General features: G+C 63.5%; 23 protein-coding genes. 3 read left to right on the top strand and 20 right to left on the bottom strand.

Annotation, left to right across the window (positions count from 1 at the left end; translation table 11 throughout):
- The first annotated feature begins 69 nt into the window (after nucleotides 1-69).
- Nucleotides 70-705: a hypothetical protein gene (locus tag D5125_10170; GenBank protein QFY89827.1), complete on the top strand. Its 636-nt coding sequence runs from the start codon at nucleotides 70-72 to the stop codon at nucleotides 703-705.
- Nucleotides 706-892: 187 nt separating this feature from the next.
- Here D5125_10170 and D5125_10165 read toward each other — a convergent pair whose 3' ends face one another.
- From D5125_10165 to D5125_10155, 3 genes are all read right to left on the bottom strand, one after another.
- The gene (locus D5125_10165) at nucleotides 893-1,495 is read right to left on the bottom strand and encodes a Uma2 family endonuclease (protein QFY89826.1); all 603 of its coding nucleotides are present in this window, start codon (nucleotides 1,493-1,495) and stop codon (nucleotides 893-895) included.
- Nucleotides 1,496-1,920: 425 nt separating this feature from the next.
- A complete protein-coding gene (locus tag D5125_10160) occupies nucleotides 1,921-2,988 on the bottom strand; it encodes a glycosyltransferase family 1 protein (protein ID QFY89825.1) in 1,068 nt (355 codons plus the stop codon).
- A 23-nt stretch (nucleotides 2,989-3,011) separates the two neighbouring features.
- A complete protein-coding gene (locus D5125_10155) occupies nucleotides 3,012-3,848 on the bottom strand; it encodes a UDP-2,3-diacylglucosamine diphosphatase (protein ID QFY89824.1) in 837 nt (278 codons plus the stop codon).
- A gap of 190 nt (nucleotides 3,849-4,038) precedes the next feature.
- Between D5125_10155 and D5125_10150 the strand changes: the two genes are divergently transcribed.
- A complete protein-coding gene (locus tag D5125_10150; protein ID QFY89823.1) occupies nucleotides 4,039-5,895 on the top strand; it encodes a lysophospholipid acyltransferase family protein in 1,857 nt (618 codons plus the stop codon).
- A 39-nt stretch (nucleotides 5,896-5,934) separates the two neighbouring features.
- Here D5125_10150 and D5125_10145 read toward each other — a convergent pair whose 3' ends face one another.
- Nucleotides 5,935-8,382, bottom strand: a complete 2,448-nt coding sequence (locus D5125_10145; GenBank protein QFY89822.1) for an EAL domain-containing protein — start codon at nucleotides 8,380-8,382, stop codon at nucleotides 5,935-5,937.
- A 75-nt stretch (nucleotides 8,383-8,457) separates the two neighbouring features.
- Here D5125_10145 and phnD point away from each other — a divergent pair, with 75 nt between their 5' ends.
- Nucleotides 8,458-9,441 (top strand): phosphate/phosphite/phosphonate ABC transporter substrate-binding protein, encoded by a 984-nt coding sequence (gene phnD, locus D5125_10140; GenBank protein QFY89821.1) that lies wholly within the window; start codon nucleotides 8,458-8,460, stop codon nucleotides 9,439-9,441.
- 467 nt (nucleotides 9,442-9,908) lie between these two features.
- Here phnD and D5125_10135 read toward each other — a convergent pair whose 3' ends face one another.
- The 16 genes from D5125_10135 to D5125_10060 all read right to left on the bottom strand — a co-directional run bounded on the left by D5125_10135 (nucleotide 9,909) and on the right by D5125_10060 (nucleotide 24,786).
- Nucleotides 9,909-11,777, bottom strand: coding sequence for a methyl-accepting chemotaxis protein (locus D5125_10135; GenBank protein QFY89820.1), 1,869 nt, complete (start codon nucleotides 11,775-11,777; stop codon nucleotides 9,909-9,911).
- Between the two features lie 85 nt (nucleotides 11,778-11,862).
- Nucleotides 11,863-12,090: a hypothetical protein gene (locus D5125_10130; GenBank protein ID QFY89819.1), complete on the bottom strand. Its 228-nt coding sequence runs from the start codon at nucleotides 12,088-12,090 to the stop codon at nucleotides 11,863-11,865.
- A 3-nt stretch (nucleotides 12,091-12,093) separates the two neighbouring features.
- Entirely contained in the window at nucleotides 12,094-13,929 is a 1,836-nt protein-coding gene (locus D5125_10125) for a cyclic nucleotide-binding domain-containing protein (protein QFY89818.1), read from the bottom strand.
- Nucleotides 13,926-15,119 (bottom strand): glycosyltransferase, encoded by a 1,194-nt coding sequence (locus tag D5125_10120; protein ID QFY89817.1) that lies wholly within the window; start codon nucleotides 15,117-15,119, stop codon nucleotides 13,926-13,928. The genes D5125_10125 and D5125_10120 overlap by 4 nt, the downstream gene beginning before the upstream one ends.
- A gap of 201 nt (nucleotides 15,120-15,320) precedes the next feature.
- Nucleotides 15,321-16,328 (bottom strand): LysR family transcriptional regulator, encoded by a 1,008-nt coding sequence (locus D5125_10115; protein QFY89816.1) that lies wholly within the window; start codon nucleotides 16,326-16,328, stop codon nucleotides 15,321-15,323.
- Complete coding sequence (locus D5125_10110; GenBank protein QFY89815.1) at nucleotides 16,328-16,588, bottom strand: hypothetical protein; 261 nt, start codon at nucleotides 16,586-16,588, stop codon at nucleotides 16,328-16,330. Before D5125_10110 ends, D5125_10115 begins: the two co-directional genes overlap by 1 nt.
- 105 nt (nucleotides 16,589-16,693) lie before the next feature.
- Complete coding sequence (locus tag D5125_10105; protein ID QFY89814.1) at nucleotides 16,694-16,948, bottom strand: 4a-hydroxytetrahydrobiopterin dehydratase; 255 nt, start codon at nucleotides 16,946-16,948, stop codon at nucleotides 16,694-16,696.
- The gene (locus D5125_10100) at nucleotides 16,945-17,421 is read right to left on the bottom strand and encodes a bacterioferritin (GenBank protein QFY89813.1); all 477 of its coding nucleotides are present in this window, start codon (nucleotides 17,419-17,421) and stop codon (nucleotides 16,945-16,947) included. The genes D5125_10105 and D5125_10100 overlap by 4 nt, the downstream gene beginning before the upstream one ends.
- Before the next feature lie 23 nt (nucleotides 17,422-17,444).
- Nucleotides 17,445-17,759 carry a BMC domain-containing protein gene (locus tag D5125_10095; GenBank protein QFY89812.1) on the bottom strand — a complete coding sequence of 105 codons (315 nt, stop codon included), beginning with the start codon at nucleotides 17,757-17,759 and terminating at the stop codon, nucleotides 17,445-17,447.
- 80 nt (nucleotides 17,760-17,839) lie between these two features.
- A complete protein-coding gene (locus D5125_10090; protein ID QFY89811.1) occupies nucleotides 17,840-18,130 on the bottom strand; it encodes a BMC domain-containing protein in 291 nt (96 codons plus the stop codon).
- 266 nt (nucleotides 18,131-18,396) lie between these two features.
- Entirely contained in the window at nucleotides 18,397-18,660 is a 264-nt protein-coding gene (locus tag D5125_10085) for a carboxysome peptide B (GenBank protein QFY89810.1), read from the bottom strand.
- Complete coding sequence (locus D5125_10080; protein ID QFY89809.1) at nucleotides 18,641-18,916, bottom strand: carboxysome peptide A; 276 nt, start codon at nucleotides 18,914-18,916, stop codon at nucleotides 18,641-18,643. Before D5125_10080 ends, D5125_10085 begins: the two co-directional genes overlap by 20 nt.
- The gene (locus D5125_10075) at nucleotides 18,916-20,391 is read right to left on the bottom strand and encodes a carboxysome shell carbonic anhydrase (protein QFY89808.1); all 1,476 of its coding nucleotides are present in this window, start codon (nucleotides 20,389-20,391) and stop codon (nucleotides 18,916-18,918) included. The genes D5125_10080 and D5125_10075 overlap by 1 nt, the downstream gene beginning before the upstream one ends.
- A 23-nt stretch (nucleotides 20,392-20,414) precedes the next feature.
- Nucleotides 20,415-22,643, bottom strand: coding sequence for a carboxysome shell protein (locus D5125_10070; GenBank protein ID QFY89807.1), 2,229 nt, complete (start codon nucleotides 22,641-22,643; stop codon nucleotides 20,415-20,417).
- A 266-nt stretch (nucleotides 22,644-22,909) separates the two neighbouring features.
- Nucleotides 22,910-23,251, bottom strand: coding sequence for a ribulose bisphosphate carboxylase small subunit (locus D5125_10065; GenBank protein ID QFY89806.1), 342 nt, complete (start codon nucleotides 23,249-23,251; stop codon nucleotides 22,910-22,912).
- A gap of 119 nt (nucleotides 23,252-23,370) precedes the next feature.
- The gene (locus D5125_10060; GenBank protein ID QFY89805.1) at nucleotides 23,371-24,786 is read right to left on the bottom strand and encodes a form I ribulose bisphosphate carboxylase large subunit; all 1,416 of its coding nucleotides are present in this window, start codon (nucleotides 24,784-24,786) and stop codon (nucleotides 23,371-23,373) included.
- Nucleotides 24,787-25,033: the final 247 nt, after the last annotated feature.

Below are 25,033 nucleotides of genomic sequence, written 5' to 3'. Positions count from 1 at the left end.
GGGTGATCCTGATTAGGACGGCCTGCCTGCGGCGATTGTAGCCTGCCTGCGGCGTTGGCCAGGCCGGAAATGATATACCATGGGCCGCCCGACCACCCAGACCCCTATCCGACCATGTCCACCGGCCAACTCTATCTCTGCCCCGCCGAGCCCGACCTACTGCTGCCCGCCGAGCCCCTGCTGGACCTCCTGCAAGCACTGCAACTCTGTGCCGAGCCCCTGTCGGGACGAGACCAGGCCTATGCCGTCGGTACCGATTTCATGCACTGGATCAGCTTCACCGGTTGCTCGCCCCTGATCCGCTTCAGCCCAGAGTCGGACCAGGATCGGGACTTCTGCCATCTGCGCCTGCATCGCATCAGCGGGCCCAGGCCGCAATTCCTGTACGCCAGCAACAGCAGACCACCGGCCTGCCCCCAATGCCGCAAGGGGCTAAGCGGCTGGCTCCCGCTGATGCAGCGCTGGCAGCTCGACGGTAGCGCCCTGGCCTGCCCCCACTGCGCCAGCCACATAGACCCGCGTCGGCTCAACTGGCAGCGCCAGGCCGGCATGGGCCGTACCCTGCTGGAGATCTTCAATATATTCCCCGGCGAGGCCCGCCCCCTGCCCGGCCTGCTGGAACAACTCGGCAAGCACCACTCAGGCCAGGCCTGGCGTTATTTCTATCTGCAAGGAACAGAGCCCCTGGCTGAGATACAGGGATAACATGAGGGTCATGGAGCGACCCCAGAACATGAAACCTCTTTTGGCCGCCTCGTGACTCGGCACTCGAAAATTGCCACGGATGTTTCATAGTAACAAGCCGGAAGATGGCGGAACACCCGGCGGGGCGGTGCCAGATCAGCCAGTTATTGAAAGACAGACGCTTGGTTGGTTCCAGACCCAGGACGCATCAGTCGGTCTTGGCTGGGGGCAGGATCAGAGGCAGGCCATCGGCATCCAGGTCTTCAAATACCTCGGCCAGGGAGGCGCTAAAGTCCAATGAGGGCAGGATCAGCCCGCGTTCGGCATCGCGCAGGGCCAGCAGCCAATCCCCCGCCGGGGTGCGTCTATAGATCTCCAGCCCCCGGCTTTCCGGTGCCACCAGGACGTATTCCTCCAGGGATTCCAGCTGTCGATAGCTGGCGAACTTTTCACCCCGATCATAGGCTGCCGTGGTCTCGGACAGCACCTCGATAATCACCCTGGGCTGGCGCAGGGTACGCTCGGCCGCTAGGTCGGCCGGGTCGCAGGTCACCACCACATCGGGATAAAACACCGCATCGGCGGCCGCCACCTCCACCTGCATATCGGCCACAAAGGCCCGACAGGGCTTGCCGCGCAGATGGCTTTTCAGCAAGGCATAGCAATTGCCGCTGACAATGGCATGGGCCTGCCGCGCCCCGGTCATGGCAAACACCTCGCCGCGATAAAACTCGTGGCGCATCTCCTGCCCGGCCTCCCAGTCGAGAAACCCGGCGCGATCCAGTACCAATTCTTCAGCGGCCAATCCCATAAGAACTCCTGCAGGGGCAATAAGAAGGATGATTGCAGTCTAGCTTTTCAGGGGCATTGACGAAAGGGGCATTGTCGATCGGAGAACCCGCCCCGGCAAGCGGCGCACTGTCGCACCGCAAACAAGCGTATTACTGTGAAACAACATTGCCGCCTGTCAATCTGGGCGCTCCGTGCGCTGGCTCGGAGGTGCAAAGGGTAGGTGTAGCCCTGCCCAGCGGCAACCCCGGATTCCGTTGCACTTCATCCGGGCTACTTCTTCCTCATTCTTCTCTGCGTCCTTTGCGCTCCTTTGCGTTCTCTGCGTCCCGTCGATTAGGAGATGTTTCATGTTCTAGGGTGGCGCTGTCCGCTCCGTAATCGTTGGGTGTTTGTTGGATGAGCGCATTGCAGTCCAGCAGGCCGTGACAACCCTGGACTGGCGGCTCAGGCATCCTGGGCGCTGCTGGCGGTGGCCTGCTGGCCAGGGGTGTTTTGTTCCGCGCTTGCTGGGCCTTGAGTGGGGGTCAGGTAGCCCAGAAACTGCTCGGCGCAGCGACGCCAGCTGTAGTCCAGGGCGATGCGGCGACAGCGCTCGGGGTCCAGGCCTTGGGCCTGTTCTATGGCCTGTTTCAGGTCCTCGCTGACATGGCCGTTCTCGCCGTTGCGCACCACGTCCCTGGGGCCGGGGGCAGGGAAGGCCGCCACCGGTACGCCGCAGGCCATGGCCTCCAGCAGGACCAGGCCGAAGGTGTCGGTCAGGCTGGGGAAGACAAAGACATCGGCGGCGGAGATGGCCTGCACCAGGTCATGGCCGGTGCGGTAGCCGGTGAACAGCGCCTGGGGGTATTTGGCCTTGAGCATGGCCAGGTCCGGGCCATCGCCCACCACCACCTGGGTGCCGGGCAGATCCAGGCGCAGGAAGGCCTCCAGGTTCTTTTCCACCGCTACCCGCCCGGCGTAGAGGCTGACCGGGCGTGGCAGATCGCCCAGGGCCTGTTTGCCGCAGGGATAGAAGCGCTGGGTGTCCACCCCCCGCGACCAGACCACCAAGTGTTTCAGGCCGCGCTCTGCCAGCCCCTCGGTGATGGAGTGGGTGGGCACCAGGGTGCGCACGGCCGGGCCATGGAACCAGCGGATGAAGGCGTAGCTGACGGCCAGAGGCACCGGGGCGCGCAGGCGCAGGTATTCGGGGAAGCGGGTGTGGTAGGCGCTGGTGAAGCTCAGCCCCCGGCGCAGGGCGTAGCGCCGGGCCGCCAGCCCCAGCGGGCCTTCGGTGGCAATGTGCAGGCGCTCCGGGGCGAAGGCGTCCAGCTGACGGGCCAGTTGTCTGCCGGGGAACAGGGCCAGGGGGATCTCCGGGTAGCTGGGGCAGGGGATACTGCGGTAGTCGTTAGGGGTGAAGAAGCGGACTTCATGGCCTTGCAGGCCCAGCTCCTCGCCCATTTTACCGAGGGTGGTGACGACGCCGTTGATCTGGGGTTTCCAGGCGTCGGTGATGATAGCAATACGCATCTGTGTTCTGAATCCTCTGGCCATCAGGCCGCTTTCTTTACATCTGCCAGATGGGTTCCGGCCAGATGCGCCTCGGCGACGCTGTTGGCGGCCGACTGGGGTTGGCTGCGGCGCTGACGCAGTTCATCGGTCCAGTTGATGATGCTCAGCTGGCCCTGGGCGTCCTCGGCCAGGGCGGTGCAGCTTTCCACCCAGTCACCGGCGTTGGCGTATTGGATGCCATCGATCTGTCGCAGGCAGGCCTTGTGGATATGACCCGAGACGATGCCGTCGAAGCCGCGCTGGCGGGCCTCGCGGATCAGGGCTTGCTCGTAGCCGTGGATGAAGTTCACCGCGTTCTTCACCTGGCCCTTGATGAAGGCCGATAACGACCAGTAGGGAAAGCCCAGGCGGCGGCGCAGCTGATTGAAGTGACGATTCAGCCAGAGCAGCAGGTCATAGCCCCAGCTGCCCAGGTGGGCCAGCCAACGGTTGTTTATCACCACGCTGTCGAACTCATCGCCGTGGATCAGCAGCAGGCGGCGGCCATCGGCGGTCTCGTGGATGGCCTCATGGCAGATCTGCACCCCGTAGAAGGATCCGCCGACGTAGTCACGCAGCATCTCATCGTGATTGCCCGGGATGTAGTACACCTGGGTGCCCTCCGCGGCCATCTGGCAGACCCGTTCGATCAGGGCGTTGGTGCTGCCGGTCCAGTGCCAGCCGCTGCGCATCTTCCAGATATCTATGATGTCGCCGAGCAGATAGAGATAATCACAGCGCGTTTGCCCGAGCAGCTCAAGCAGATAGTCCACCTGAGCGTCTCTGGTACCTATATGGATATCTGAAACAAACAGCGCGCGTCGGTATGAAGGGGCCATGGCAGGCGCTCCCCGTGGCTGAAGTCGGCGCAACTATCCGACAGCCCTGTGACAGCCCTGCAACAATCCGGTGAATGTTTTTTTACATCTTGTTTTTACAGCGGATTTCATCTTTTTGTCGTGCAATGGTCACCCCGGCGTCATGCCTGCTCACTAGACTGCGGCCAGTTAATTTCCCAGGAAACCGGCCATGCCCCTACGTCATCCCATGCCCTTCAGCCTCACCGGTGTTCTGCGCGATGCGCTGCCCTTGCTGCCCCCTGCCCTGAGCGGGCAACTGGAACGGCTGGCCGAACGCCTGACCGGCCTGGCCTGGCTTAACCGGGAATACGCATCCACCCCGGAGCTGGATGAGGCGGATTTCATCCGCCATGTGCTGGATCTGTTGCAAATCGACTATAGGGTCAGTAACGAGGCCAGGATCCCGGCCACGGGGCCGCTGCTGGTGGTGGCCAATCACCCCTTTGGTGCCATCGAGGGGGTGATCCTGGCCGAGATCATGGGCCGGGTTCGGCCCGATGTGCGCATCCTGGCCAACGGCCTGTTACAGCGCATCCCCGAGCTGAGCCAGCGCTTTATCGGCGTCGATGTATTCGGTGGCGCGGCGGCGGCCCAGCGCAACGGCGCGCCCATGCGTCAGGCCCTGCGCTGGCTGAAGGATGGCGGTGCCCTGGTGGTGTTCCCGGCCGGCGAGGTGGCCCATTTTGACCCCTTGCAGCTGCGCGTGGCCGAGCCACGCTGGCAGCGCGGCATAGGCCGTCTGATCCAGGCCAGCGGTGCCACCCTGCTGCCGATCGGCATCGAGGGCCGCAACAGCCTGCTGTTCCAGGCCGCCGGCCTGCTGCATCCGCGCCTGCGCACCCTGCTGCTGGCGCGGCAGATGCTGAACAAGCGCGGCCAGTGCCTACAGTTGCACGTCGGTCGGCCGATCCCGGCCAAGCGACTCAAGGGCATCACCGATGCGGCGGAGCTGATCGAACACCTGCGTCTGCGCTGCGAGATGCTGCGCCAGCATCGTGACGAGGAGGCGGCGGGGCTGCCGGGGTTGGAAAACCCCCAGTGGCAGCCGCTGATCGAGGCCGAGCCGGGCGCTCTGCTGGCGCGAGAGGTGGCCAACCTGCCGTCTGAACAGCTGCTGGTGGATGGCGGCGAGATGCGGGTCTATCAGGCCCGTGCCCCCCAGATCCCCCACCTGCTGCGGGAGATCGGCCGTCTGCGCGAGCAGACCTTCCGCGCCGTGGGCGAGGGCACCGGCCGCAGCTGTGATCTGGACCTGTACGACAACTACTATACCCACCTGTTCATCTGGCATGAAACCCAGCAGGAAGTCGTCGGTGCCTACCGCCTGGGCCGGGCCGATGACATCCTCGCCCACTATGGCAAGAAGGGCCTGTATTCCCACTCCCTGTTCCGTTACCGCACCCGCCTGCTAACCCAGATCAACCCAGCCATAGAGCTGGGCCGTTCCTTCGTGCGTCAGGCGTATCAGCGCAGCTTCTCGCCCCTGATGCTGCTGTGGAAGGGCATAGGCCAGTACATAGCGCAGAACCCCCGCTACAAGATCCTGTTCGGCCCGGTGAGCATCAGCCAGAGCTATCAGGACGACTCCCAGCGCCTGCTCATCGAATACCTGCTGGCCAGTCACTCCCGCCCCGAACTGGGGCGGCTGGTCAAGGCGCGTAGGCCGTTTCGCTCCCAGCAGTGGCTCAGCCGTCTGTGCCGCTCCAGCCCCACAGCCATGGGCAACCTGGATGCCGTCTCCGACCTGCTCACCCAGCTGGAACCCGATGGCAAGGGCATTCCCATCCTGCTCAAGCAATACCTCAAGCTCGGCGGCCAGCTGCTGGCCTTCAATGTGGACCGGGATTTCAACAACGCCGTGGATGGCCTGATCATGGTCGATCTGACCGCCACCGACCCCAAGGTGTTGCAGCGCTACATGGGCGAGGCGGCAGAAAGCTTCCTGGCCTGGCACGCGGTACAGAAGACAGAAGACGGAGGACAGAAGTCAGAGGACAGAATTTTGCGTCGCTACGCGACAGATTAAGTAAATCTGTCCTCTGCCCTGCCCCCTGTCCTCTGTCAATCAAACGGCATAAACCGCCTGTAGGTTTCCCCCTTCCGGCATCTGTTCCGCTTCCTGCTGGGCTGGGGTTGGCCCTTTTGTCTCCAGCGCCTCTGCCTCCAGCGCCTCGGCGCAGAGGGGGCGGGAGAGCAGATAGCCCTGGCCTGAATCGCAACCGGCCTGTCGCAGAAAATCCAGCTGCGCCTGGGTCTCTATGCCCTCGGCCAGCACCTCCAGTCCCAGGCTCTGACCGAGCAGGATAATGGCGCGGGTGATGGCCACCTGGCTGGCGTCCTCCGGCAGACCGGCGACGAAGGACATGTCGATCTTCAGCTTGGTCAGGGGCAGCTGGTTGATCAGACTGAGGGAGGAATAGCCGGTGCCGAAGTCATCGATGGACACCTTGACCCCCTGGGAACGCAGTTGATCGAGCAGTTTGCCGGTCAGCTTGGGCGACTGCATCATGATGGATTCGGTGATCTCCAGCTCCAGATTGGCGGCGTTCAGGCCGGATTGGGCCAGTGCCCCCTCGACCAGCCGCCGCAGGCAGTGTTGTTCGAACTGCTTGGCGGAGAGATTGACGCAGATGATGGCGTCGGCGGCCAGGTACTCCTGCTCGATCCAGTGCTTCATCTGGCGGGCCGCCTCGGTCAGTACCCATTCGCCGATGGGGATGATCAGCTTGGACTCCTCGGCGATGGCGATGAACTCACACGGCCCGAGCAGGCCCTGCTGCGGGTGTTGCCAGCGCACCAGCGCCTCCATCCCGGTCAGGCGCAGGTTTTTGAGGTCATACTGGGGCTGGTAGTGAAGAATAAGCTCCTGCCGCTCCAGGGCCTGACGCAGGCTGGTCTCCAGAGTGATGCGGCGAAAGGCCTTGGCGGTCATGCCCTCGGTGTAGTAACGGAAGGTATTCTTGCCCTCCTCCTTGGCGCGGTACATGGCGGCATCGGCCATGCGCACCAGATCCTCGGCGCTTTCCGAGTGCTTGGGGTAGATGCTGATGCCGATGCTGGCACCGAGAAAGGCCTGATGGCCCTGTACCAGAAAGGGCGGTTTGATCACCTCCAGCACCTTGCGGGCGACGATGGCGGCGGCCTGGGCGTTGTGGATGCCGTTGAGGATGATGGTGAACTCATCACCGCCCATGCGCGCCACCGTATCGTCCTCGCGCATCAGTCGTTTCAGGCGTTCGGCCACGTCCTTGAGGACCAGGTCGCCGACGCTGTGGTCAAAGCTGTCGTTGACCAGCTTGAAGCCATCCAGGTCGATGAACATGATGCCCAGCTTGATCTTCTCCCGGTGGGCGCGGTGGATGGCCTGATTGAGCCGGTCGCTGAACAACAGGCGGTTGGGCAGCCCGGTGAGGGTGTCGTGCTGGGCCAGGTGGGCGTAGCTGTTCTGGCTGGCCTGCAGCTGTTCCAGCAGCAGCTGATGCTCGCTGATGTCGCGGAATACCTCGATCACCCCCACCACCCGCTGGCGTTCATCGCACAGGGGCGAGAGGGAGACCTCGAATACCCGGTCCGTCTGCCCCTCCCGGCTCAGGGTCTGGACGATGCGGCGCGGCTGCACCTGCTCCACCACCTCCTGCATGTTCTGTTGCAGATTGGCATCCCATAGCCGCTCGCTGTTGTCCAGCAAGGCCACCGGCTGGTGCTTGCGCAGCCCTATACCCTGATCCTGGGCCATGCCATCCGCCGCGCCGTTCATGCGCAGCAGGCGCAGGTCGCGGTCGAACACCAGCAGGGGGTCATCCACGCTGTTCATGATGTGCTGCAAAAAGTTCTTCTCCCCGCGCAGGGATTCCAGCGCCGAGGCGATGCGCCGCTCCAGGGGGCGGAAGATCAACACCACCTCCAGCAGCAACATGCCCAGGGCGGTCAGCCAGATGCCCATCTCCAGCTGTTCAATGTGCAGAATGGCCTCCTGGCCAATCTTCTCGAACTCCTCCACCACGGCGTCGAACATGGGCTCCAGCACATGGGGGCCGTAGGTGGTGAGGAAGACAAAGCTGATGGAGTCTGGGTTGAGCTGGCCCATGGGTTCTTCATAGACAATGCGGGCGCGTTCCAGAAAACGCTCCAGGGCCAGGCTCAGGCCAACCATGGGATCGTCGAAGATAATCTTCAGGTTGTCGTTGCTCACCTGGGGTATGCCCAGCTCCTCCGAGCCCTGGGTGAGGATCTGGTGGGCCTGCTCCATCTTGTGGATGGTGCGCCCCACCTGCTGCCGGGCCATATTGAACTCGGTCTCATCCTCGGTGTTGGCCATGACGTGGGCAAAGAAGGCGATGCGCGTGGTCAGGCCGCTCTGGTGGCCGGCCAGGTTGACCAGGCTGGAAAAGCCGCGCTGGGCCGAGATGACGTGCATCATGGTGAAATAGGAGGCAGTCACCAGCAGGGCAATGGCGGTCAGCCCGAGCAGGTAGCGGAGGCGAAAGCCTTTCACGGATTTGTCATTTGCCATGGCGTGTCTCTTTGACTAGGATCGGCGGCGAATTCGGGCCATTCTGCTCGAAATAGATGTCAAACAGATAACATCATGCGGACCAAAACCCTGATCGCCCTGTTTTGTCTCCTTCCGGGACTGGTCTTTGCCAGCCAGGCGCAAACGCCGCTGGTGTTTGCCATCCCCGGTGCCGCCGCCAGCGCCACCCTGGACAGCATCTGGAAGCCCCTGCTCAGGGATCTGGGTCAGGCCCTGGGGCGTCCGGTGGAGCCCCGCCTGTTTGACAACTACGGGGATGCCGTTGCCGCCCTGGATTCGGGCCAGGCCCAGTTCGGCTGGCTGGGCAACCGCAGCGCCATCGATGCGGTGGATGCCGGGCAGGCGGAGATCTTCGCCCAGGTGTTGGACAGCCACGGCGTGCCCGGCTATTACAGCCTGCTGATCACCCGCAACGAGCAGCCCTTCAAGTCCGCCGCGGAAATGCTGCAACAACGCCACCGGCTGTCCCTGGGGCTGGGCAGCAAGGGTTCCACCTCGGGCACCACTGTGCCCCTGTTCTACCTGTTCGCCGATAAGGACGTCAGCCAGTTTGATTTCCGCAGCTACCGTCACGCCAATCACGAGCAAAACTTTCTCGACGTGGCCCAGGGGCGGATCGATGTGGCCACCCTGAGCAGCAACATGCTCAAGCGCTTCGAGGTCTCCTGGCCCCAGCACTACGACCGCCTGAAGGTGATCTGGGCCTCCCCCCTGATCCCCTCCGACCCCCTGCTCTGGCGGCGCGACCTGGACCCCGAACTCAAGCCCCAGATCCTCAAATTCTTTTTGGATTACGGCCAGGAGAGCGAAGGCAAACCGGAGCAGAAGTTGGCGCAGGAGAGGCAGCGCCTGGGCCGGGCCAAATGGGGCGGCTTCAAGCAATCCAGCAATAAACAGCTCAAGCATGTACGCATCCTCAACCTGTTCGGCCAGATCCAATCCCTACAGGCCGACCAATCCCTGGCCGAACCCGAGCGCCAACAGCGCATCACCCAGCTCAAGGCCCGCCTGGCGGATATGCAGCAGGGCCAGCACTAGGCCTAGGAGCCTGTCGGGTTTAGGTGCCCGTAGCGAGCAAGGTGGGAGAGCGAGAACAAATTTTCACGATTTTGAGGCGCATAGTTGGCCTACGCAACGAAAAATCGGGGCCAATGTTCAAAACAATTCTGAGCCGTTCTTCCCACCGGCGCAGTAGGAGCATCCTAAATCCGACAGGCTCCTAGATAAGGTTGTCTGGCCACAGAGCCACAGGGCGCACAGAGAAAGCGCATAAGCAATGTATTGAAGGATGGGCGTGACTACCAGCGCCTAAATCCCCCTCAATCCCCCTTTGGCAAAGGGGGAGGCCAACTCCCCCCCCTTTGTAAAAGGGGGGCAGGGGGGATTTCTTAAAAAGGAAGCAGGGGGATTTCTTCAAAAGAGGAAGGCCAACTCTCTACCCATTAAACCCCCTTCGGTTAGTGCGCAACCGCCTTGTTGTTGCCAATCCCCGCATAATCCCAGGCTTAAACCCGGAAATGCCCGGCCAGCTGGTTCATCTGGGTGGCCAGTTCGCGCAGGTGATGGCTGGACTGGTCCACCTCCTGCCCGTGTCTGACGATGCGGTCGGCCAGGTCGCGGATGGTGGCGACATTGGCGTTCACCTCGTTGGCCACGGCGCTCTGTTGCTCTGAAGCGCTGGCGATCTGGATATTGGCATCCTTGATCAGGGAGACCGATTGGGTGATCAGCAGCAGGGACTTGCCCGCCTCCTCCGCCGAGGCCAGGGTCTGGCCGGTATGTTCCCGCTCCCGCTGCATGGCGCTGACCGAGCCGCTGGCCCCGGTCTGCAGACGACCGATCATGTCACCGATCTCGGCGGTGGACTGCTGGGTCTTGCTGGCCAGGGAACGCACCTCGTCGGCCACCACGGCAAAGCCGCGCCCCTGCTCGCCGGCGCGGGCCGCCTCGATGGCGGCATTGAGCGCCAGCAGATTGGTCTGCTCGGCGATATTGCGGATGACATCCATCACCTTGATGATGGCCTCGGAATCCAGCTTCACCCGGCCAATGGCCTGGGCGGTCAGCTCCACCTCGGACATCAGGTGTTGCATGGCATCGACCACCCCCCGCACCTTGGCATCACCGCTGTGCGCCAGACCGTCGGCCTCTTCCGCCTGGCTGGCGGTCTGGGTGGCATTGGCGGCTATGTGCTGGATGGTGCTGGACATCTCGGTCATGGCCAGCGAGACCTTGCCGGTCTCCTCCCGCTGCAGGTTGAGCAGCTGGAGATTACGCTGGCTGTGGCCCTCCACACTGGTTGATGCCTGCAGCAGATCGGCTGCGGCCGACTGCAATTGGCGCACCAGATCCCCCAGCTGATCACTGACCTGATTGATGCTCTGGGCGATTTCGCCGAATTCGCCGGTGCTGTCCAGCCTGAAGGGGGTGGACAGATCGCCCCGCGAGAGCAGGGCCATGTGGTCACGGATGGCCAGGGCCGGTTTCTGGATCAGGTGCTTGTTCAGGATCGAGGCAATGACCAGGGCCACGCCAATGGCCAGCAGGCTCAACAACACCGATAGCCACTGGATGGTCTGGATGCGCAGCAGGTTTTCCGTGTCATCGCGGGAGATCAGCAGATGGCCGAGCAGGCCCTGCTGCGCATCGAACAGGGGCAGACGGCTGATCAGCAGATAGCGGCCATCGGCCTCGCGGCTGACTACCTCGGCCTGGGCGGACAGCCCAAGCCCCAGCCCGGCCGGGTCGTCAACCTGCAGCTCCCGCTGCGCCAGCAGCCCGCCCGTTTGGGCGAGCAGACCGGCACCGCCGTCCATACGCTGGGCGATCCGCTCCAGCAAGGGTTCCAGCGAGGCCGTCACCAGCCCCAGGGCAATCAGCCGTTTGCGCGAATGTATGGGAAAGATCAGCCCATTGAGCAGCCTGCCCGACTGGCTCAGAAGCAGGTCGGTGAGCGGCTGCTGGGTCTCCAGTACGCGCCGCTGCAGGGCCGCAAGCTGGGTTATGGCGTCCGCTTCGGCGGAGTTGTAGAGCAGCTCGCCCTCCGGGCTGAGCAACAGCAGGCTGTGGTATTTGCCCGTACCCCCGGTGAGTTGCACATAGCGCTCGGCATATTGCCTGATCTCCTCCCTGTTGCCCTGTTTGAGGGCGGTGCGCAGGTCAAATTCGTTATCTAGTTCCTGCCGCACCAGCGCCAGGCGCTCGCCCTGATCTGCCAGCAACTGGCTCCAGATCAGTCGGCCACCGAGCAGCAGGCTATGGTCGATGCGCGCCTGCATGTTGTGGCGCACGTACAGTGCGGAGCCATACTGCATCAGCGAGAGCAGCAGGAGTATGGTCAGGGTGATCAGGGTCAGACGTCTGCGGATGTTCATGGCTGGCGGACTGAGGCAAAAGGGCGCTCATCCTGGGCCTGGAATATGACCCCTTGATGAGCGGATTGTTGCCGCTGGGTGAAAGTCAGCCCCGGTCCTGCCTGTCCGGTTCATAGTCTATGCCCTGCTCCTGCAGCCAGGCGCGGAAGTACTCCTGCTTCAGGCCGATCATGCAGGTGGGCGGGAGCTGGTCGAGGTATTTGCCGTATTCGATGCGCAGCTCCAGCTGCTCCCTGCTGCTCAGCTGGCCCCATGGCCTGAGCGCTGGGCCGTCTTGGGGCCTGTGTTGGTCCGTTGGGGCGTGCAGGTCCATGATTCATACCTCCAGGGTTTTGGCGAAGATGGCGGCGAGAAAGCCGAGCAGGGTGGACATGCCCACCACGGAGCCGCCCTTGAAATAGGCCTCGGGCAGCATGGTTTCGGCAATCATGGTGAGCATGGCCCCGGCGGCTATGCCCTGCACCAGGGCATAACTGCCGCCGCCGGCGCCGACAAAGAACTGGCTGCCGGCGGCGGCGCCCACCCCGGTCAATAGCATCAGGCCGCTCCACATGGACATCACCCGGATAAAGGACACGCCCTGCTGGCGCATGCCCACGGAGCTGGACAGGGCCTCGGGGAAGTTGGAGAGAAACAGGCCAACGATGAGCGACAGGCTGACCTGATGATGGATCATGCTGGCGCCGATCACCAGGGATTCGGGGATGCCGTCCAGGGTGATGCCGAGGAAGATCGCCAGGGGCGCGCCCTGACTGGCGTGGTTGCGGCCGCCGCGTTCCAGCAGCCGGGGTGGCAGCTGGCGCTGCGCCAGGGCCTGCAGGCCGACGCGGGTCCATTGCTCGGCCTCCTGCAGGCCGAGGCCCTGGCTCTGGGTCAGGTAATCTTGCAGCTGCGGACCCTGCAACAGCTGGCGCAGCCGCTCCAGCAAATGCGGGCACTGGGACAGCAGCTCGGCCAGGTCCTGACGGCGCAGCTCCCACACCCGGCTGGTTTCCAGGGCGATGGCGCTGGCCCGGTGGCGACCGCCGCTGATCAGGGAGAGCAGGCCGAACAGATTGCGTCCACCCAGCTGTTGGCTGGCATGGTGCTCGATCAGGCTGACCCGGCCCTGATCGAGCAGAAACAGGCGATCCGCCAGCTCGCCCTGGTGGCAGATCTGCTGGCCCTCGCTGTATTCGTGGTAGGTCAGGCGCTGGCCGATGCGTTCCATCTCCGTCTCGGGCAGGCCCTGCAGCAGATCGTAGCGGCCAAAGGCGCCTTGCTGACCGATAAAGGCCGCGCAATTACGCAGCGGCGCTATGGCCTGGGGCAGCCGCCCGTTGCGGATCAGCTGGCGGCTGGCCTGTTGCAGCCAGTCCTCGGCCTGCTGCGCCGTCAGGCCCTGGGCCTGCTGCAGGTAGGCGGCGGTCTCCGGGCTGCGCAACAGCAGATGCACCCGCTGGCGGTATGCCTCTGAGTTGAGCAGCAGCCCGTCCAGGGCCCGGCGCGGGATCAGCAGCAAGGTGCTGTCCCGACTGGCGATGGCGCTCTGCGCCTGGGGCGTGCCCAACAGGGCGGCGCGCCAATCCAGCAGATCGAAACGCTCGGCCTGCTGGCGTGGTCTGTTCAAATCTGGCCCCAGCCCCTGATCCAACAGGTCCACCCGGCCATCGATCAGGATATACAGGGCATCGGCGGCATCCCCGGCGTGAAACAGGGTCTCCCCCGCGCTCAGGCGCTGGGGTTTGACCGAGGGGGCCAGGGCCTTGTAATCCCGGTTGGAGAGGTCATCGAACAGTTCGGCCTGGGTCAGCTGGCGGACGATCTGCTTGAGCCGCTCGTATTCCTTGCGGCGCAGGTGATAAATGGTGGTGGAGGCCTTGCGCAGAAAGCCGCCGTAATCGTTGACCAGGCGATTGAGCAGGACGAAGATCAACCCGCCCAGGATAGCCCCCAGGGACAGGGCATGGCTGTGGCCCTCGGCCAGGGCCGTGCCCACCAGGTCGATGGTCAGGGCGGCCAGCAGGGCGCCACCGCCAAAGGCCATGAACACGGCGGTGACCCTATCGCTGGGCCGCCAAAAACTGCCCAGCAGGGCGCCCATGGGCAGGGAGCAGGCACTGATCAGGCCCATCAGAAAGGCGGTCCAGGCGATGGTCTCAAAGGGATTCAAGAGGGCTCGGACTCCGTGCTGCGCCGAGCCTTCGCCGCTTCCACCACCTCGGCATAGTAGTCCAGCATGCGCCGCGCCAGCAGGGGCGCGGACCAGCGCTCGGCATAGGCCTTGCCCTGCTCGCCCAGCTGGCGGCGCAGATCGCTATCGGCCAGCAGGCGCAGCGCCTGCTGGGCAAACCCGGCCTCATCCTCCTCCGCCACCAGGGCGCCCAGACCGGGGTCGAGGATATCGCGGGTGCCCATCACCGCCGTGGAGACCACCGGCACCCCCAGGGCCATGGCCTCCAGCAGCACCAGGCCCTGGGTCTCGGTGCGCGAGGCGAAGATGAAGGCATCGCCGGCCAGGTAGCAATCATCCAGGTCCGCCCCCCGCGCCAGATAGCCGACAAAGAGCACATGACCGGCCAGATCCAGCTGCTCCGCCTGCTGTTGCAGGGCCTGGCGCGCCGGGCCTTCACCGGCCAGCACCAGCAGCACATCGGGCACCTGCTGGCGCAGTCGGGCCAGCACCCGCAGCAGAAAGCCGATGTTCTTCTCGTGCGCCAGGCGACCGATATGCACCAGCACCGGCCGATCCGGCTCTATGCCATGGGCCTGGCGAAAGCGGTTGCGATCGCCCCGGGTGAACTCGGGCAGGTAGATACCGGTGGGGATGATCTCGGCCCGGTTGTCCACGCCGTAGTCACGCAGGGTCTGCAACATGGGTCCTGAGGGCACCACCAGGGCGTCCACCTCGTTACACTGGGCACGGGAGAAGCGGCGCGCGGCAAACCGCAGCCAGTCCTTGGGCAGCCAGTGGACGTAGTTGAACAGGTATTCTTCAAAGAAGGTGTGATAGCTCTCCACCGTGGGCACGCCCAGCCGCCGGGCGATGGATCGGCCCAGATAATGGGCGGCAAAGGGGGTGTGGATATGCACCAGATCATAGTCGCCGGGCCTGAGCTGGCGGCCCCAGCGGCGCAAGGCACCCAGGTGAAGAAAACGATCCTCCGGGTCCATGGGGATGACCCGGGCCGGGATGCGCACTATATCCGCCTCCAGCTCGTCCGCGTAGGGGATGCCGTAGTCGGGGCAGACCAGGGTAACCTCATGCCCGAGGGCGCGAAACTCGCGCTGAAAGGTCTGGATCGAGGTGGAGACCCCGTTGATGCGGGGAAAATAGACATCAGAGATCTTGAGAATGCGCACAGGGCCACCGAGCGGGAAAATTCGGCCAAGCCTAGACCCTTTGCGTTGCAGGAGTGTTAATCCGACAAAGGGCATTTAGCCACGGAGCCACAGATGACTCCATGGCCACCAATGATCCGGTCATCGGTTTTGCATGACCTCCCCCTTTTCCAAAGGGGGATTGAGGGGGATTGAGGGGGATTCCGGCGTTGGCAGTTACCTTTATCGATAGCGCAAATGCTCTGCCAGCTCCGGCCATTGCCGTTGCATTCGCTGGCGCAGCTGGGGTTCTATCTCCAGGGAGAAGTCCAGGAAGGCCTGGGCCACCAGGGACAGTGGCCTGCCCTTGGGGTACACCATGTACCACTGGCGCACTATGGGAAAACCCTGCACATCCAGCAGGGCCACGGGGCCCTCGGGACCTTCCAGGGCCAGGGTATGCAAGGACATCACCGAGATACCCAGTCCGCCGACAATGGCGTGCTTGATGGCCTCATTGCTGCCCAGCTCCATGCGTACCTTGGGGCGCAGGCCGTGCTGCTCGAACAGGCGCAGGGTAGCATCGCGTATGCCGGAGCCCGGCTCACGCAGGATCAGCGGCTCATCCGCCAGGCGTGCCAGAGGGATCTGCTTTTCCCGCGCCAGGGGGTGGTCGCGCCGCGCCATCATCACCAGCGGGTTGGGGGCAAAGGGATGGGTCTCCACATCCGGCTGGTCCAGGGGTGCCTGACCTATGATGTAGAGATCATCCTCGTTGGCCTGGATACGCTCAATGATGCGGTCGCGGTTGGATACCTTGAGCGCCACCTCTATCCCCGGATAGAGGCTACAGAACTCCCCCAGCACCTCGGGGGCGAAGTACTTGGCGGTGGTGATCACCCCCAGACGCAAACGCCCACGGCGAATGCCCTTGAGGTCCGAAAACTTCATTTCCAGATTGGCCAGGGTCTGAAAGATACTACGCACTGCCTGATACAGCTCTTTCCCCGGCTCTGTGGGACGCACGTTGCGACCGATCTGTTCGAACAGGGCCAAACCAAGGGAATCGGATAGTTTTTTGATCTGCATGGAAACCGTGGGCTGGGTGAGAAACAGCTCCTCGGCGGCCCGGGTAAAGCTACCCAGACGCACTATGGCCTCGAAAATCTGTAGCTGCCGCAGGGTGGTGTGGCGGATGAGAAATTCGGGTATGGCCGCAGGCGGTGTGTAGTTGGGCTCGCTGTACGGCATCAGTCGGGCCAGACGCGACAGCGGGGGGCAAAGGCCGCAACCGGCGGGCTGGTGTCCGTCGCCTTGCTCGCCTTGGCTTGAGCCCTGGTGGCAGACGCCGACTTGGCCTGACCTGGCATCTGCGCCTTGCCCCTTGACTTGATTTGTGCCGACCCATCTGGCGCGGGCTGGGTCTCTGCACGGGCTGTTCGCGCCGGGGTGTTACGCCGCGCCTGTGCCACACGCGCCGGTTTGGCACCGCCCTGGTTGGACTCTGTCATCTCCTGCTCCTCTGTTACTGGGTCAATGCTCCTGGGAGCCTGTCGGATTTGGCCTGCTCTACTGCGCCGGTAGCAGACTGGCGCAATAAGCCATCTCGCCCGGCCTTATTGGTAACCACCCAGATCATCCAGCAACTGGGCAAAACCCTCTTCCTGCGGACCCAGCTGGCCGGTGTCCGGGTCGGCGTGGATGGTGATGTTGAGGTAGTCCCGGCCAAAGCCCATGTCCGGATAGAGCCCCTGTTGCTCCGACAGCTCGGCCGCGCGATCGAGAAAGTCGCGCAACCGGCTGTAGTCGGCAAACAGATAACGTCGCTCCAGCCGCTCCGGCCGACTGCGTTTTTGCCAGTTCTGACTCATGTCTGCCACCCTCTCGCTGTTTGCGGCTGCACGCCTTCCACCTCATGCAACCAGTCTAACAGCCCCTGCTGATGCTGTTGTTCTTCCTGCAGCAATGCCGCAAAAAACAAGCGATCATCATGGGCGCCAATGCGGGCGCAATGCTGCCGGGCATCCGCATACAGCTGGACGATCTCCTGCTCGAAGGCCTGGGCCTGAAACAGCAGCTCGGGCAGGGATTGCCCCAGACGTACCGGTAGCAACTGCGAGGCTGCGGGGGCTACCCCCAAGGCCAGCATGCGTTCGATGATGCGCTCGGCATGTTGCATCTCCTCACTGGCCTCCTGTCTCAGCCGCTGCGCCGCCGGCTTCAGGCCCCAGAGCGAGGCCAGGCACGCCTGGGTCGTATAGAGCTGCACGGCAGAGAGTTCCAGGCTCAGGGCGCGACCCAGATAGCCCAGAACCCTCTGATCGCTGCTGCATGCATTGAGCATAGGGTCTGCCCCGCCGTTCAGGCTCAGGCAGCGCTGGAGGCGCTGTTGCCACCACCGGGCAGCACGGGTTCGACCTCTTTGTGCGGACGGGCGATGATGTGCGCCGCCACCAGGCCGTCACCGACCCGTTCACAGGCATCGGCACCGGCCCGCACGGCGGCGTTCACCGCGCCGGTTTCACCGCGTACCAGGACGGTGACGTAGCCACCGCCGACGAATTCACGACCGATCAGCCGTACCTCTGCCGCCTTGGTCATGGCGTCCGCCGCTTCGATGGCGGGCACCAGGCCTCGGGTTTCGATCATGCCCAGGGCGATACCGTAGTTTTCATTTGCCATTGCTGTTCTCCGTTAGATTGAGAAAAAATGGGTCCGCGCTTGCCCCTCTGAGAGTGATTGGGGAGCGGGGAAGCCCAAACTCACTGCTTGCCCAGAACCGGTTCCACCTCTTTGTGCGGACGGGCAATGATGTGCGCCGCCACAAGGCCATCACCAACCCGTTCACAGGCATCGGCACCGGCGCGCACGGCGGCATTGACCGCGCCGGTTTCACCGCGTACCAGTACGGTGACGTAGCCACCACCGACAAACTCGCGTCCGATCAGACGCACCTCTGCCGCCTTGGTCATGGCGTCCGCCGCTTCAATGGCGGGTACCAAGCCCCGTGTTTCGATCATACCCAGCGCTATGCCGTAGTTTTCAGTTGCCATGGTTGAGTCTCCTGTTGGCTAAGTAAAAATGAAGCTGAATCCACCTTGGTTAATCCTATATTCCTCAGTTAAGCCACAGAGACACAGAGATCACAGAGTTGTTTCAATGAGTTACCTATCAGACTGGACTCACCCAGAAGGTGTTGAATGTTCGCTTTCCAACACATTGATTTTTATCTGTGTACTCTGTGGCTCTGTGGCCAAATGCTCTTTTTAGGTTGACGCACATCCTGTGTGTGAAATTTGAAGCTGTTGGTTTTTCCCCCTCACCCTTGAGCTTCGGCTGCCGGCGGCCAGTGGTCGATGACGCCGCAAATGCACAGATCGGTGAGGACCGCATAATCGCCAGTGGCGTAGCGGGCCGCCGTGCCGCTGGTGAGAAATACCCAGTCGCCGGGCTTGGCGCCGACCGGGTCGGTGGCTGCCTGTAACTTGCCCAACTCATCGCGCACCAGACGAAATACCGTATATTTCAGGCCCTCGATGCGGCTGGTACAGACCAGGGCACCCTCAACCTGCATGATGTTCATCGCTGTCTGCCTGCTGCGGTGGCCACTGGTCGATGATGCCGACTATAGTCAAGTCGCTGGGGTAGCCCTTGGTACCTGCGGCCTCGCGGGCGGCGGAACTGCCCACGCAGATGACCCAATCGCCGGGCTTGGCCCCCACGGCATCCACCGCCACCTGCTGGGAGCTGCCATCACGCACCACCTGCAGGTGCTTGTGCTCCATCTCGGCGATGCGGTTGGTGGCCACCAGGGGGCGCTCTACCTGACATATCTTCATCAGTGATCTCCTGCCTGGGGCTGGGCCAATACCGAGTGATTCAGCAGTGAGCAATCCAGTACCTCAATGGAGCCTGGGGCATCGCAATCCCGCGTCACCTGCAGCAGGTGCAGCAGGCCGCGCCGGTGCAGTTCGGCATAGCGTGTCTGCAGGGCCTGGGCCACGCGGGCGCAATGTTGCACGGCACGTTGGCGCGAACCGGGCACCCGGCTGTGATGATCAAACCGCAGGATCACCGGCACCGGCAGCCCCCGCTCCACATTCAGGCGGGTAAAGATAGCCATGCCCACATCCAGGTCCGCTGCCGCCTCTTCCACCGTATCCATGTAGGCGAAATACATCAGATTGCGCAGCTGAATCTCCTCAAAGCCCACCCCGGCACCGATGAAGCGCTCGGCATGGCCGATGTCCTGATAATGTCCACCGTGGTACTGGCGTACATAGGCAATCTGCCGACGGTTGTTGTCGATCAACCGCTCGATCAGCCGTGCCATGCCCTCGTCCAGGTCCGATGAGATGGCACGAATCGCCTCGCCACTGCTGCCGCCGCACCGCTCCAACTCGGCCACGTCCAGCCAGCGTTGCAGATCCAGCTCGCCCTGGGCATCGGGCAGATGCACGCGGATGGCATCGGTGTCTGTATCCAGGCCGATCAGCAGCAGGTCGATAGAGGCACCGCAGCAGAAGCTGTTCTCTATCGCCTCACGAAAGGCCAGAAGCCGTTCCAGCCCGGCCTGGGCCGCCTTTTGCGTATCCGAGCCGTGGGCGGCGCAGCCCTGCCGCTCGGGGTCCACCGAGCTGAAGTGATAGCTCAGCAGCTTGAGGTAGCGGGTGGGCGCGTCGGCCTCGTTGGGCTGGCCCTCACGGAAGCGGCGCAGTTCCACCTCGGTCCATTTCTGGATGCTGTCTTCGATATCAAACAGCGCCCCGGCGTAGGATTTGCGCCGCACCGCTTGCTGCGGCAGGCGCAGTACATAGCGCACCAGATGGGCAAGACGGCCGTCGGCACAGGGCGAGATATCCAGGGTATGGAATCCGCACTCCTGCAAGAAGGCGTCAAACCCCGCCGCACCCTGAACGGCCAGGGGAGCATTGAGATAATAGTCGTCGCAGAAGCGGTGGTAGCTGGAAAAGACGCACCAGGCAAACAGGCGGCGCATATCCAGCCGATCCAGCCAGGCATCGGCGAGTATCTGTTGCGGCAGATCAAAGCCCAGTCGCTCTTGCGCCAGACGCTGGGCGCGTGCCTCAAACTCAGGCCCATGCTGCAGGACAGATAGCTGCTTGAGCGTCGGCACTATGGCATCGAAGGCATCCTTGATTCGGCGCTCATAGGCATGAAGGGCGGCGTTCTCATCCTGCCCCCGGCCGCTGCGGGCCATCGGTAGCGGGCTGCGGGCCCCTGGTCGGCCCGGAGGGGCGCTGGCCAGAGGACGCACCCCCCGCTGTGGCTGATATCGACCTGAATGCAACATGTCCGTCTCCGCCTTCACGCTGCTTAGCCCCGGGCCCCGCCGGAGTAGGTGATCAGGGCACCCTTGCTGGTATTGCCACTGCTGCCGGTGACCTTGCTGATCGGCTCAGCGGCTTCCTGCGGCTGAGCGGCACGGGCCGCCATGGGCTGCATGGGTCCACCGCGCAGGCTGGGGTTGCGGCGCATGGCAGAGGCCCCCTCGGTGCCCGTGACGCGCTCACCTCGATCCCAGTCATCGCCGGTGATCTTGACACCTGCATCCATGCCTTCACCGGTGATACGGGATTTGATGCGCCCGTCGATCTCGGCCAAGACCGCTCCCTCAACAGGGGGCAGAGCTGGGCCCTGCGCCGGGTTGCGGCCAAAACGCGCCTCTTCTGTACCCGTGACCCTGCCATCGGCCTTATCAAAGGGACCGGTGATCTGACCCTGCATGACCCGACTGGCACCGGTGATGCGAGAGCTGGGCGGTGTCTGTTCCTGCGCCAGGTCCTGGGGCGCTGCCTTGGACCGGGCCCTGCTCGCTGCCATGGCCAGGGTCAAAGGCTGCGGGAAATCGGGGCTGATGTCTTCTGCCGACAGGCTGGGGCAGGCGGCCACTGCCTGATCGGCACCGACATAGGCGGTGCCACTGACAGGGGCGCAGGCACCTCGGGCATCACCGCTGATCTTGCCCGCCAGGGCAGGCTGCTGGCCGGTCAGGGGCTTGCCGAACTGGCGTTTGCTCGGCGCGGCGCGGCTCACCGCTGCGGCGGCCTCCGGGGCCTCACAATAGGTGTTGTACTGCTCGGCACCCACATAGGGCGTGCCGGTGATTGCCTTGCAGGTACCGGGCTCGTCGCCGGTTATCTTGAGGGAGCGACCGGTGAGACTGCCGGTGATATCTTCCCCACCCAGGGTGCGCGAGCGGCCGACCTTGCGCCCCTGGGGTTGCGGGCTGGCATCACAGAATTGGCTGAACTGCTCGGCACTGAGGTATTCGTCACCGGTGACCTGCTGGCAGCTACCCGGCTCATCGCCGGTCATGCGCTCCCGCCGACCCAGCCGGGTTCCACTGACGCGACCACCACGCAGGGTGCTGCTCTGGCCTACCTTGCCCGGTGCCGGCCTGTCGCCCTCGCTGACCTCACTGACATTGGTGTATTGGCTGCCGGTGAGTTCGCGATCACTGCCGCTTTCTGCGCCTGTGACCCGCGCCATGCGATCGGGACTGCTGCCTGTGACCCGCTGTTGCCTGCGCGTCTGGCTGGCGCTGCCGCGGGCCGGGCCCGGCTCGGGCGCGACACCACAGAAGCCCTGCATCTGCTCTGCAGACAGGTACTCCGAGCCGGTAACGCGCTTGCAGCTACCGGGTTCATTGCCGGTGACCTTGTCACTGCGCCCCACCTCGATACCGGTGACACTGCTACCCAGAGCGGTGGAGGTCCGACTAACCCGCTGCGGGCTGGCAGGCAGATCGGTGTGGCAGAACTCGCGAAAGATATCCGCAGCCAGGTATTCGGTGCCGGTTACGCTGCGGCAGCTCCCCGCTTCATTGCCGGTGACTGCCTGATCCCGACCCAGCTGGGTACCCGATACCCGCTGACCCTGGCTGGTCTGACTGGCACCCACCTTCCAGCTGGCATCCTGGGCACCTGCCTGAACCTTATCCTGGGACTTGCGCCGCTTGCCGCAGGGGGCGGATTTCTTCTGCCCGCCGCCACCCTGCCTGCTGCGTTGTTCACGCAGGGTCTTGGCCAGCTCCCGGCTGGACAGCTGTGGATTGCTGGCACGGGCGGTTTGCGCCTGGCTCAGGCCGGAACTACCCAGCCCCGCCTTGCCACGCGCGGACAGGGCCTTGCGCCGTGCCAGGGCGGCGGCCTTTGCCGTGCTCTGCACCAAGGCCGGACGCTTGTTACGTCGATTGCGCGGACGCTCCTGCACGGGCTGTACCCGCTCGCGTGGCTGGCTTTCCCGAGCGGTTTCCTGAGGGGCCGCACTGCCGCCACAACCGCAACCGCAATCCTGAACAGGTGCCGATGAGGGTCCGGCCGTGTTACGACCAGCGCGCGCCAAGGCATCCCGTGCCCCACGGGTGCGCTGACCGGCCTGAGCCGACAGCGGCCCCAGGGCGCGCTTGCCCTGGCTGGAAAGCGCCTGACGACGCGCCCGTGAGGCCTGGCGGGCGACACTAGCGCCGACCGCCTTACCCCCCGCGCGAGCGGCACTAGCGCGACCGACGCTGTCCTGAGCGGTAGCGGCAGGTTCCTGCATGGGGGCGGCGGCTGGCGGACGGTTTCGACTGGCCGATGCCTTGGCCGGGGCAGGCCGAGCGGATGAGGGGGCACTAACCTGTGCCTGCCTACCGCTGGGACGGACCACTGCCGTCTTGCCGCCGTTGGACATTGCCTTACGCCGTGCCAGGGCCAGTGCCCTGCCGCTTGCTACCTGTGCCTTGTCTGCCATGGTCTTCCCCGTGCTTTCAGCTTGCTCAGATGGTTGGATTCAGATAACGCCTTGCCGCTTGCCAGACCGGGTGATTACATCCGCCCCTCGTGGACGACAAAGCAGACCCCTTGACTCTGGGTGTAGTTGTCGTAGCCGATCAAGCGGATATGGTGGTCCGGATAGGCGCGGCGACAGGCATCCAACTCGCCGACGATGTTGTTCAGGTTCTGCTCGCCGAACAGGGGCAACTTCCACATGGTCCAGTAGTGGTTACCAGAGCGGGAGGGGTGCTCGTGCTCAATGGCCGGGGTCCAGCCCTGGGCGATGAGATAATCGATCTGGTCATAGACCTCGTCCTGGGTCAGCTTGGGCAAAAAACCAAAGGTCTCCAGGGTCTGGGCGGTCTGGTAGTCACCTACTTCAAAACTCGACATGATGTATTCCTCTTGCTGTGTGCTGTGCTTGGGGCAATGCCCGGTTCAGGCCCCAGCCCCCCGACGGGGCAGGTTTGTCACAGGGGGCCTTGGCGGTTTGACTGCTCAGCGCGACCGGATCAGGCCACGTCCAACTTATCCACGGTTTCAAACTCAAACTTGATCTCTTTCCAGGTCTCCATGGCCATGGCCAGTTCCGGGCTGTGGCGGGCGGCCTCGGTGAGCACATCGCGCGCCTCTTTTTCGATCTCGCGGCCCTGGTTGCGTGCCTTGACGCAGGCCTCAAGCGCCACGCGGTTGGCGGCGGCACCGGCGGCGTTGCCCCAGGGGTGACCCTGGGTACCGCCGCCAAATTGCAGTACCGAGTCGTCACCGAAGATGGTCACCAGGGCCGGCATGTGCCAGACGTGGATGCCACCGGAGGCGACGGCGAATACGCCGGGCATGGAGCCCCAGTCCTGATCAAAGAAGACGCCACGGGAGCGGTCCTCCGGCACAAAGGATTCACGCAACTGATCGACAAAGCCCAGGGTGGAGGCGCGGTCGCCCTCCAGCTTGCCCACCACGGTGCCGGTGTGCAGGTGGTCGCCACCGGACAGGCGCAGACATTTTGCGAGTACGCGGAAGTGGATGCCGTGCTTGGGGTGACGGTCGATTACCGCGTGCATGGCGCGGTGGATGTGCAGCAACATGCCGTTCTTGCGGCACCAGTTGGCCAGACCGGTATTGGCGGTGAAACCGCCGGTGAGGAAGTCATGCATGATGATGGGCATGCCCAGTTCCTTGGCGAACTCGGCCCGCTCGTAGAGGTCTTCCGGTGTGGCTGCGGTCACGTTCAGATAATGGCCCTTGCGCTCACCGGTCTCGGCTTCGGCCTTCTGGATCGCCTCGGCCACAAACTCGAAGCGGTCACGCCAGCGCATGAAGGGCTGGGAGTTGACGTTCTCGTCGTCCTTGGTCAGGTCAAGGCCGCCGCGCAGGCATTCATACACGGCGCGGCCGTAGTTCTTCGCCGACAGGCCCAGCTTGGGCTTGATGGTGCAGCCCAACAGGGGGCGGCCGTACTTGTTCAGCCGGTCACGCTCCACCTGGATGCCCGCCGGCGGGCCGCCACAGGTCTTGATGTAGGCAATGGGGAAGCGGATGTCCTCCAGCCGCAGGTGCTTGAGGGCCTTGAAGCCGAACACGTTACCCACCAGGGAGGTGAGCACGTTGACGATGGAGCCCTCCTCGAACAGGTCGATGGGATAGGCAATGAAGGCATAGAAGGATTCGGAGTCGCCCGGTACGTCCTCGATGCGGTAGGCACGTCCCTTGTAGTACTCCATGTCGGTGAGCAATTCCGACCAGACGGTGCTCCAGGTACCGGTGGAGGACTCAGCAGCCACGGCGGCGGCCACCTCTTCCCGTGGAACACCGCTTTGACCGGTGCATTTGAAACATGCCAGAAGATCGGTATCCAGCGGCACATAGTCCGGGGTCCAATACATCTCGCGGTATTCTTTAACGCCTGCATCGTAGGATTTCGAGGCCATGATCTACTCCTATTCTTCGCTGTTTCTGCCAGTCGGTGAGGTTGAACTCGATTGCTGGGTGAAGCTTAGGAATAGCGGCCGATGGCATCCAATAAATGTTTTATTGAAGTTCCATCTACCAGACTCTATGTAATGGAATATCTGGTTGATTTATATAAATATATTACCTATCCTCCCAGACTGATCCGGCTCCAAAAAGGCCATTGGAACCCGATTCAATCGGGTGCAGACAGGACAGATTGGCTGA

The organism is gamma proteobacterium SS-5 (assembly GCA_009497875.2).
GTDB lineage: Bacteria > Pseudomonadota > Gammaproteobacteria > Chromatiales > Chromatiaceae > Magnetovirga > Magnetovirga frankeli.
Note: the sequence above shows the minus strand (reverse complement) of the source record. Positions and strands in the feature narration are given on the sequence as shown.

Excerpts from the sequence above, each read along its gene's own strand:
- D5125_10170 (QFY89827.1), top strand. The coding sequence starts at position 70 with ATGATATACCATGGGCCGCCCGACCACCCAGACCCCTATCCGACCATG.
- D5125_10165 (QFY89826.1), bottom strand. The coding sequence starts at position 1,495 with ATGGGATTGGCCGCTGAAGAATTGGTACTGGATCGCGCCGGGTTTCTC.
- D5125_10160 (QFY89825.1), bottom strand. The coding sequence starts at position 2,988 with ATGCGTATTGCTATCATCACCGACGCCTGGAAACCCCAGATCAACGGC.
- D5125_10155 (QFY89824.1), bottom strand. The coding sequence starts at position 3,848 with ATGGCCCCTTCATACCGACGCGCGCTGTTTGTTTCAGATATCCATATA.
- D5125_10150 (QFY89823.1), top strand. The coding sequence starts at position 4,039 with ATGCCCCTACGTCATCCCATGCCCTTCAGCCTCACCGGTGTTCTGCGC.
- D5125_10145 (QFY89822.1), bottom strand. The coding sequence starts at position 8,382 with ATGGCAAATGACAAATCCGTGAAAGGCTTTCGCCTCCGCTACCTGCTC.
- phnD (QFY89821.1), top strand. The coding sequence starts at position 8,458 with ATGCGGACCAAAACCCTGATCGCCCTGTTTTGTCTCCTTCCGGGACTG.
- D5125_10135 (QFY89820.1), bottom strand. The coding sequence starts at position 11,777 with ATGAACATCCGCAGACGTCTGACCCTGATCACCCTGACCATACTCCTG.
- D5125_10130 (QFY89819.1), bottom strand. The coding sequence starts at position 12,090 with ATGGACCTGCACGCCCCAACGGACCAACACAGGCCCCAAGACGGCCCA.
- D5125_10115 (QFY89816.1), bottom strand. The coding sequence starts at position 16,328 with ATGCCGTACAGCGAGCCCAACTACACACCGCCTGCGGCCATACCCGAA.
- D5125_10110 (QFY89815.1), bottom strand. The coding sequence starts at position 16,588 with ATGACAGAGTCCAACCAGGGCGGTGCCAAACCGGCGCGTGTGGCACAG.
- D5125_10105 (QFY89814.1), bottom strand. The coding sequence starts at position 16,948 with ATGAGTCAGAACTGGCAAAAACGCAGTCGGCCGGAGCGGCTGGAGCGA.
- D5125_10100 (QFY89813.1), bottom strand. The coding sequence starts at position 17,421 with ATGCTCAATGCATGCAGCAGCGATCAGAGGGTTCTGGGCTATCTGGGT.
- D5125_10095 (QFY89812.1), bottom strand. The coding sequence starts at position 17,759 with ATGGCAAATGAAAACTACGGTATCGCCCTGGGCATGATCGAAACCCGA.
- D5125_10090 (QFY89811.1), bottom strand. The coding sequence starts at position 18,130 with ATGGCAACTGAAAACTACGGCATAGCGCTGGGTATGATCGAAACACGG.
- D5125_10085 (QFY89810.1), bottom strand. The coding sequence starts at position 18,660 with ATGAACATCATGCAGGTTGAGGGTGCCCTGGTCTGTACCAGCCGCATC.
- D5125_10080 (QFY89809.1), bottom strand. The coding sequence starts at position 18,916 with ATGAAGATATGTCAGGTAGAGCGCCCCCTGGTGGCCACCAACCGCATC.
- D5125_10075 (QFY89808.1), bottom strand. The coding sequence starts at position 20,391 with ATGTTGCATTCAGGTCGATATCAGCCACAGCGGGGGGTGCGTCCTCTG.
- D5125_10070 (QFY89807.1), bottom strand. The coding sequence starts at position 22,643 with ATGCAGGAACCTGCCGCTACCGCTCAGGACAGCGTCGGTCGCGCTAGT.
- D5125_10065 (QFY89806.1), bottom strand. The coding sequence starts at position 23,251 with ATGTCGAGTTTTGAAGTAGGTGACTACCAGACCGCCCAGACCCTGGAG.
- D5125_10060 (QFY89805.1), bottom strand. The coding sequence starts at position 24,786 with ATGGCCTCGAAATCCTACGATGCAGGCGTTAAAGAATACCGCGAGATG.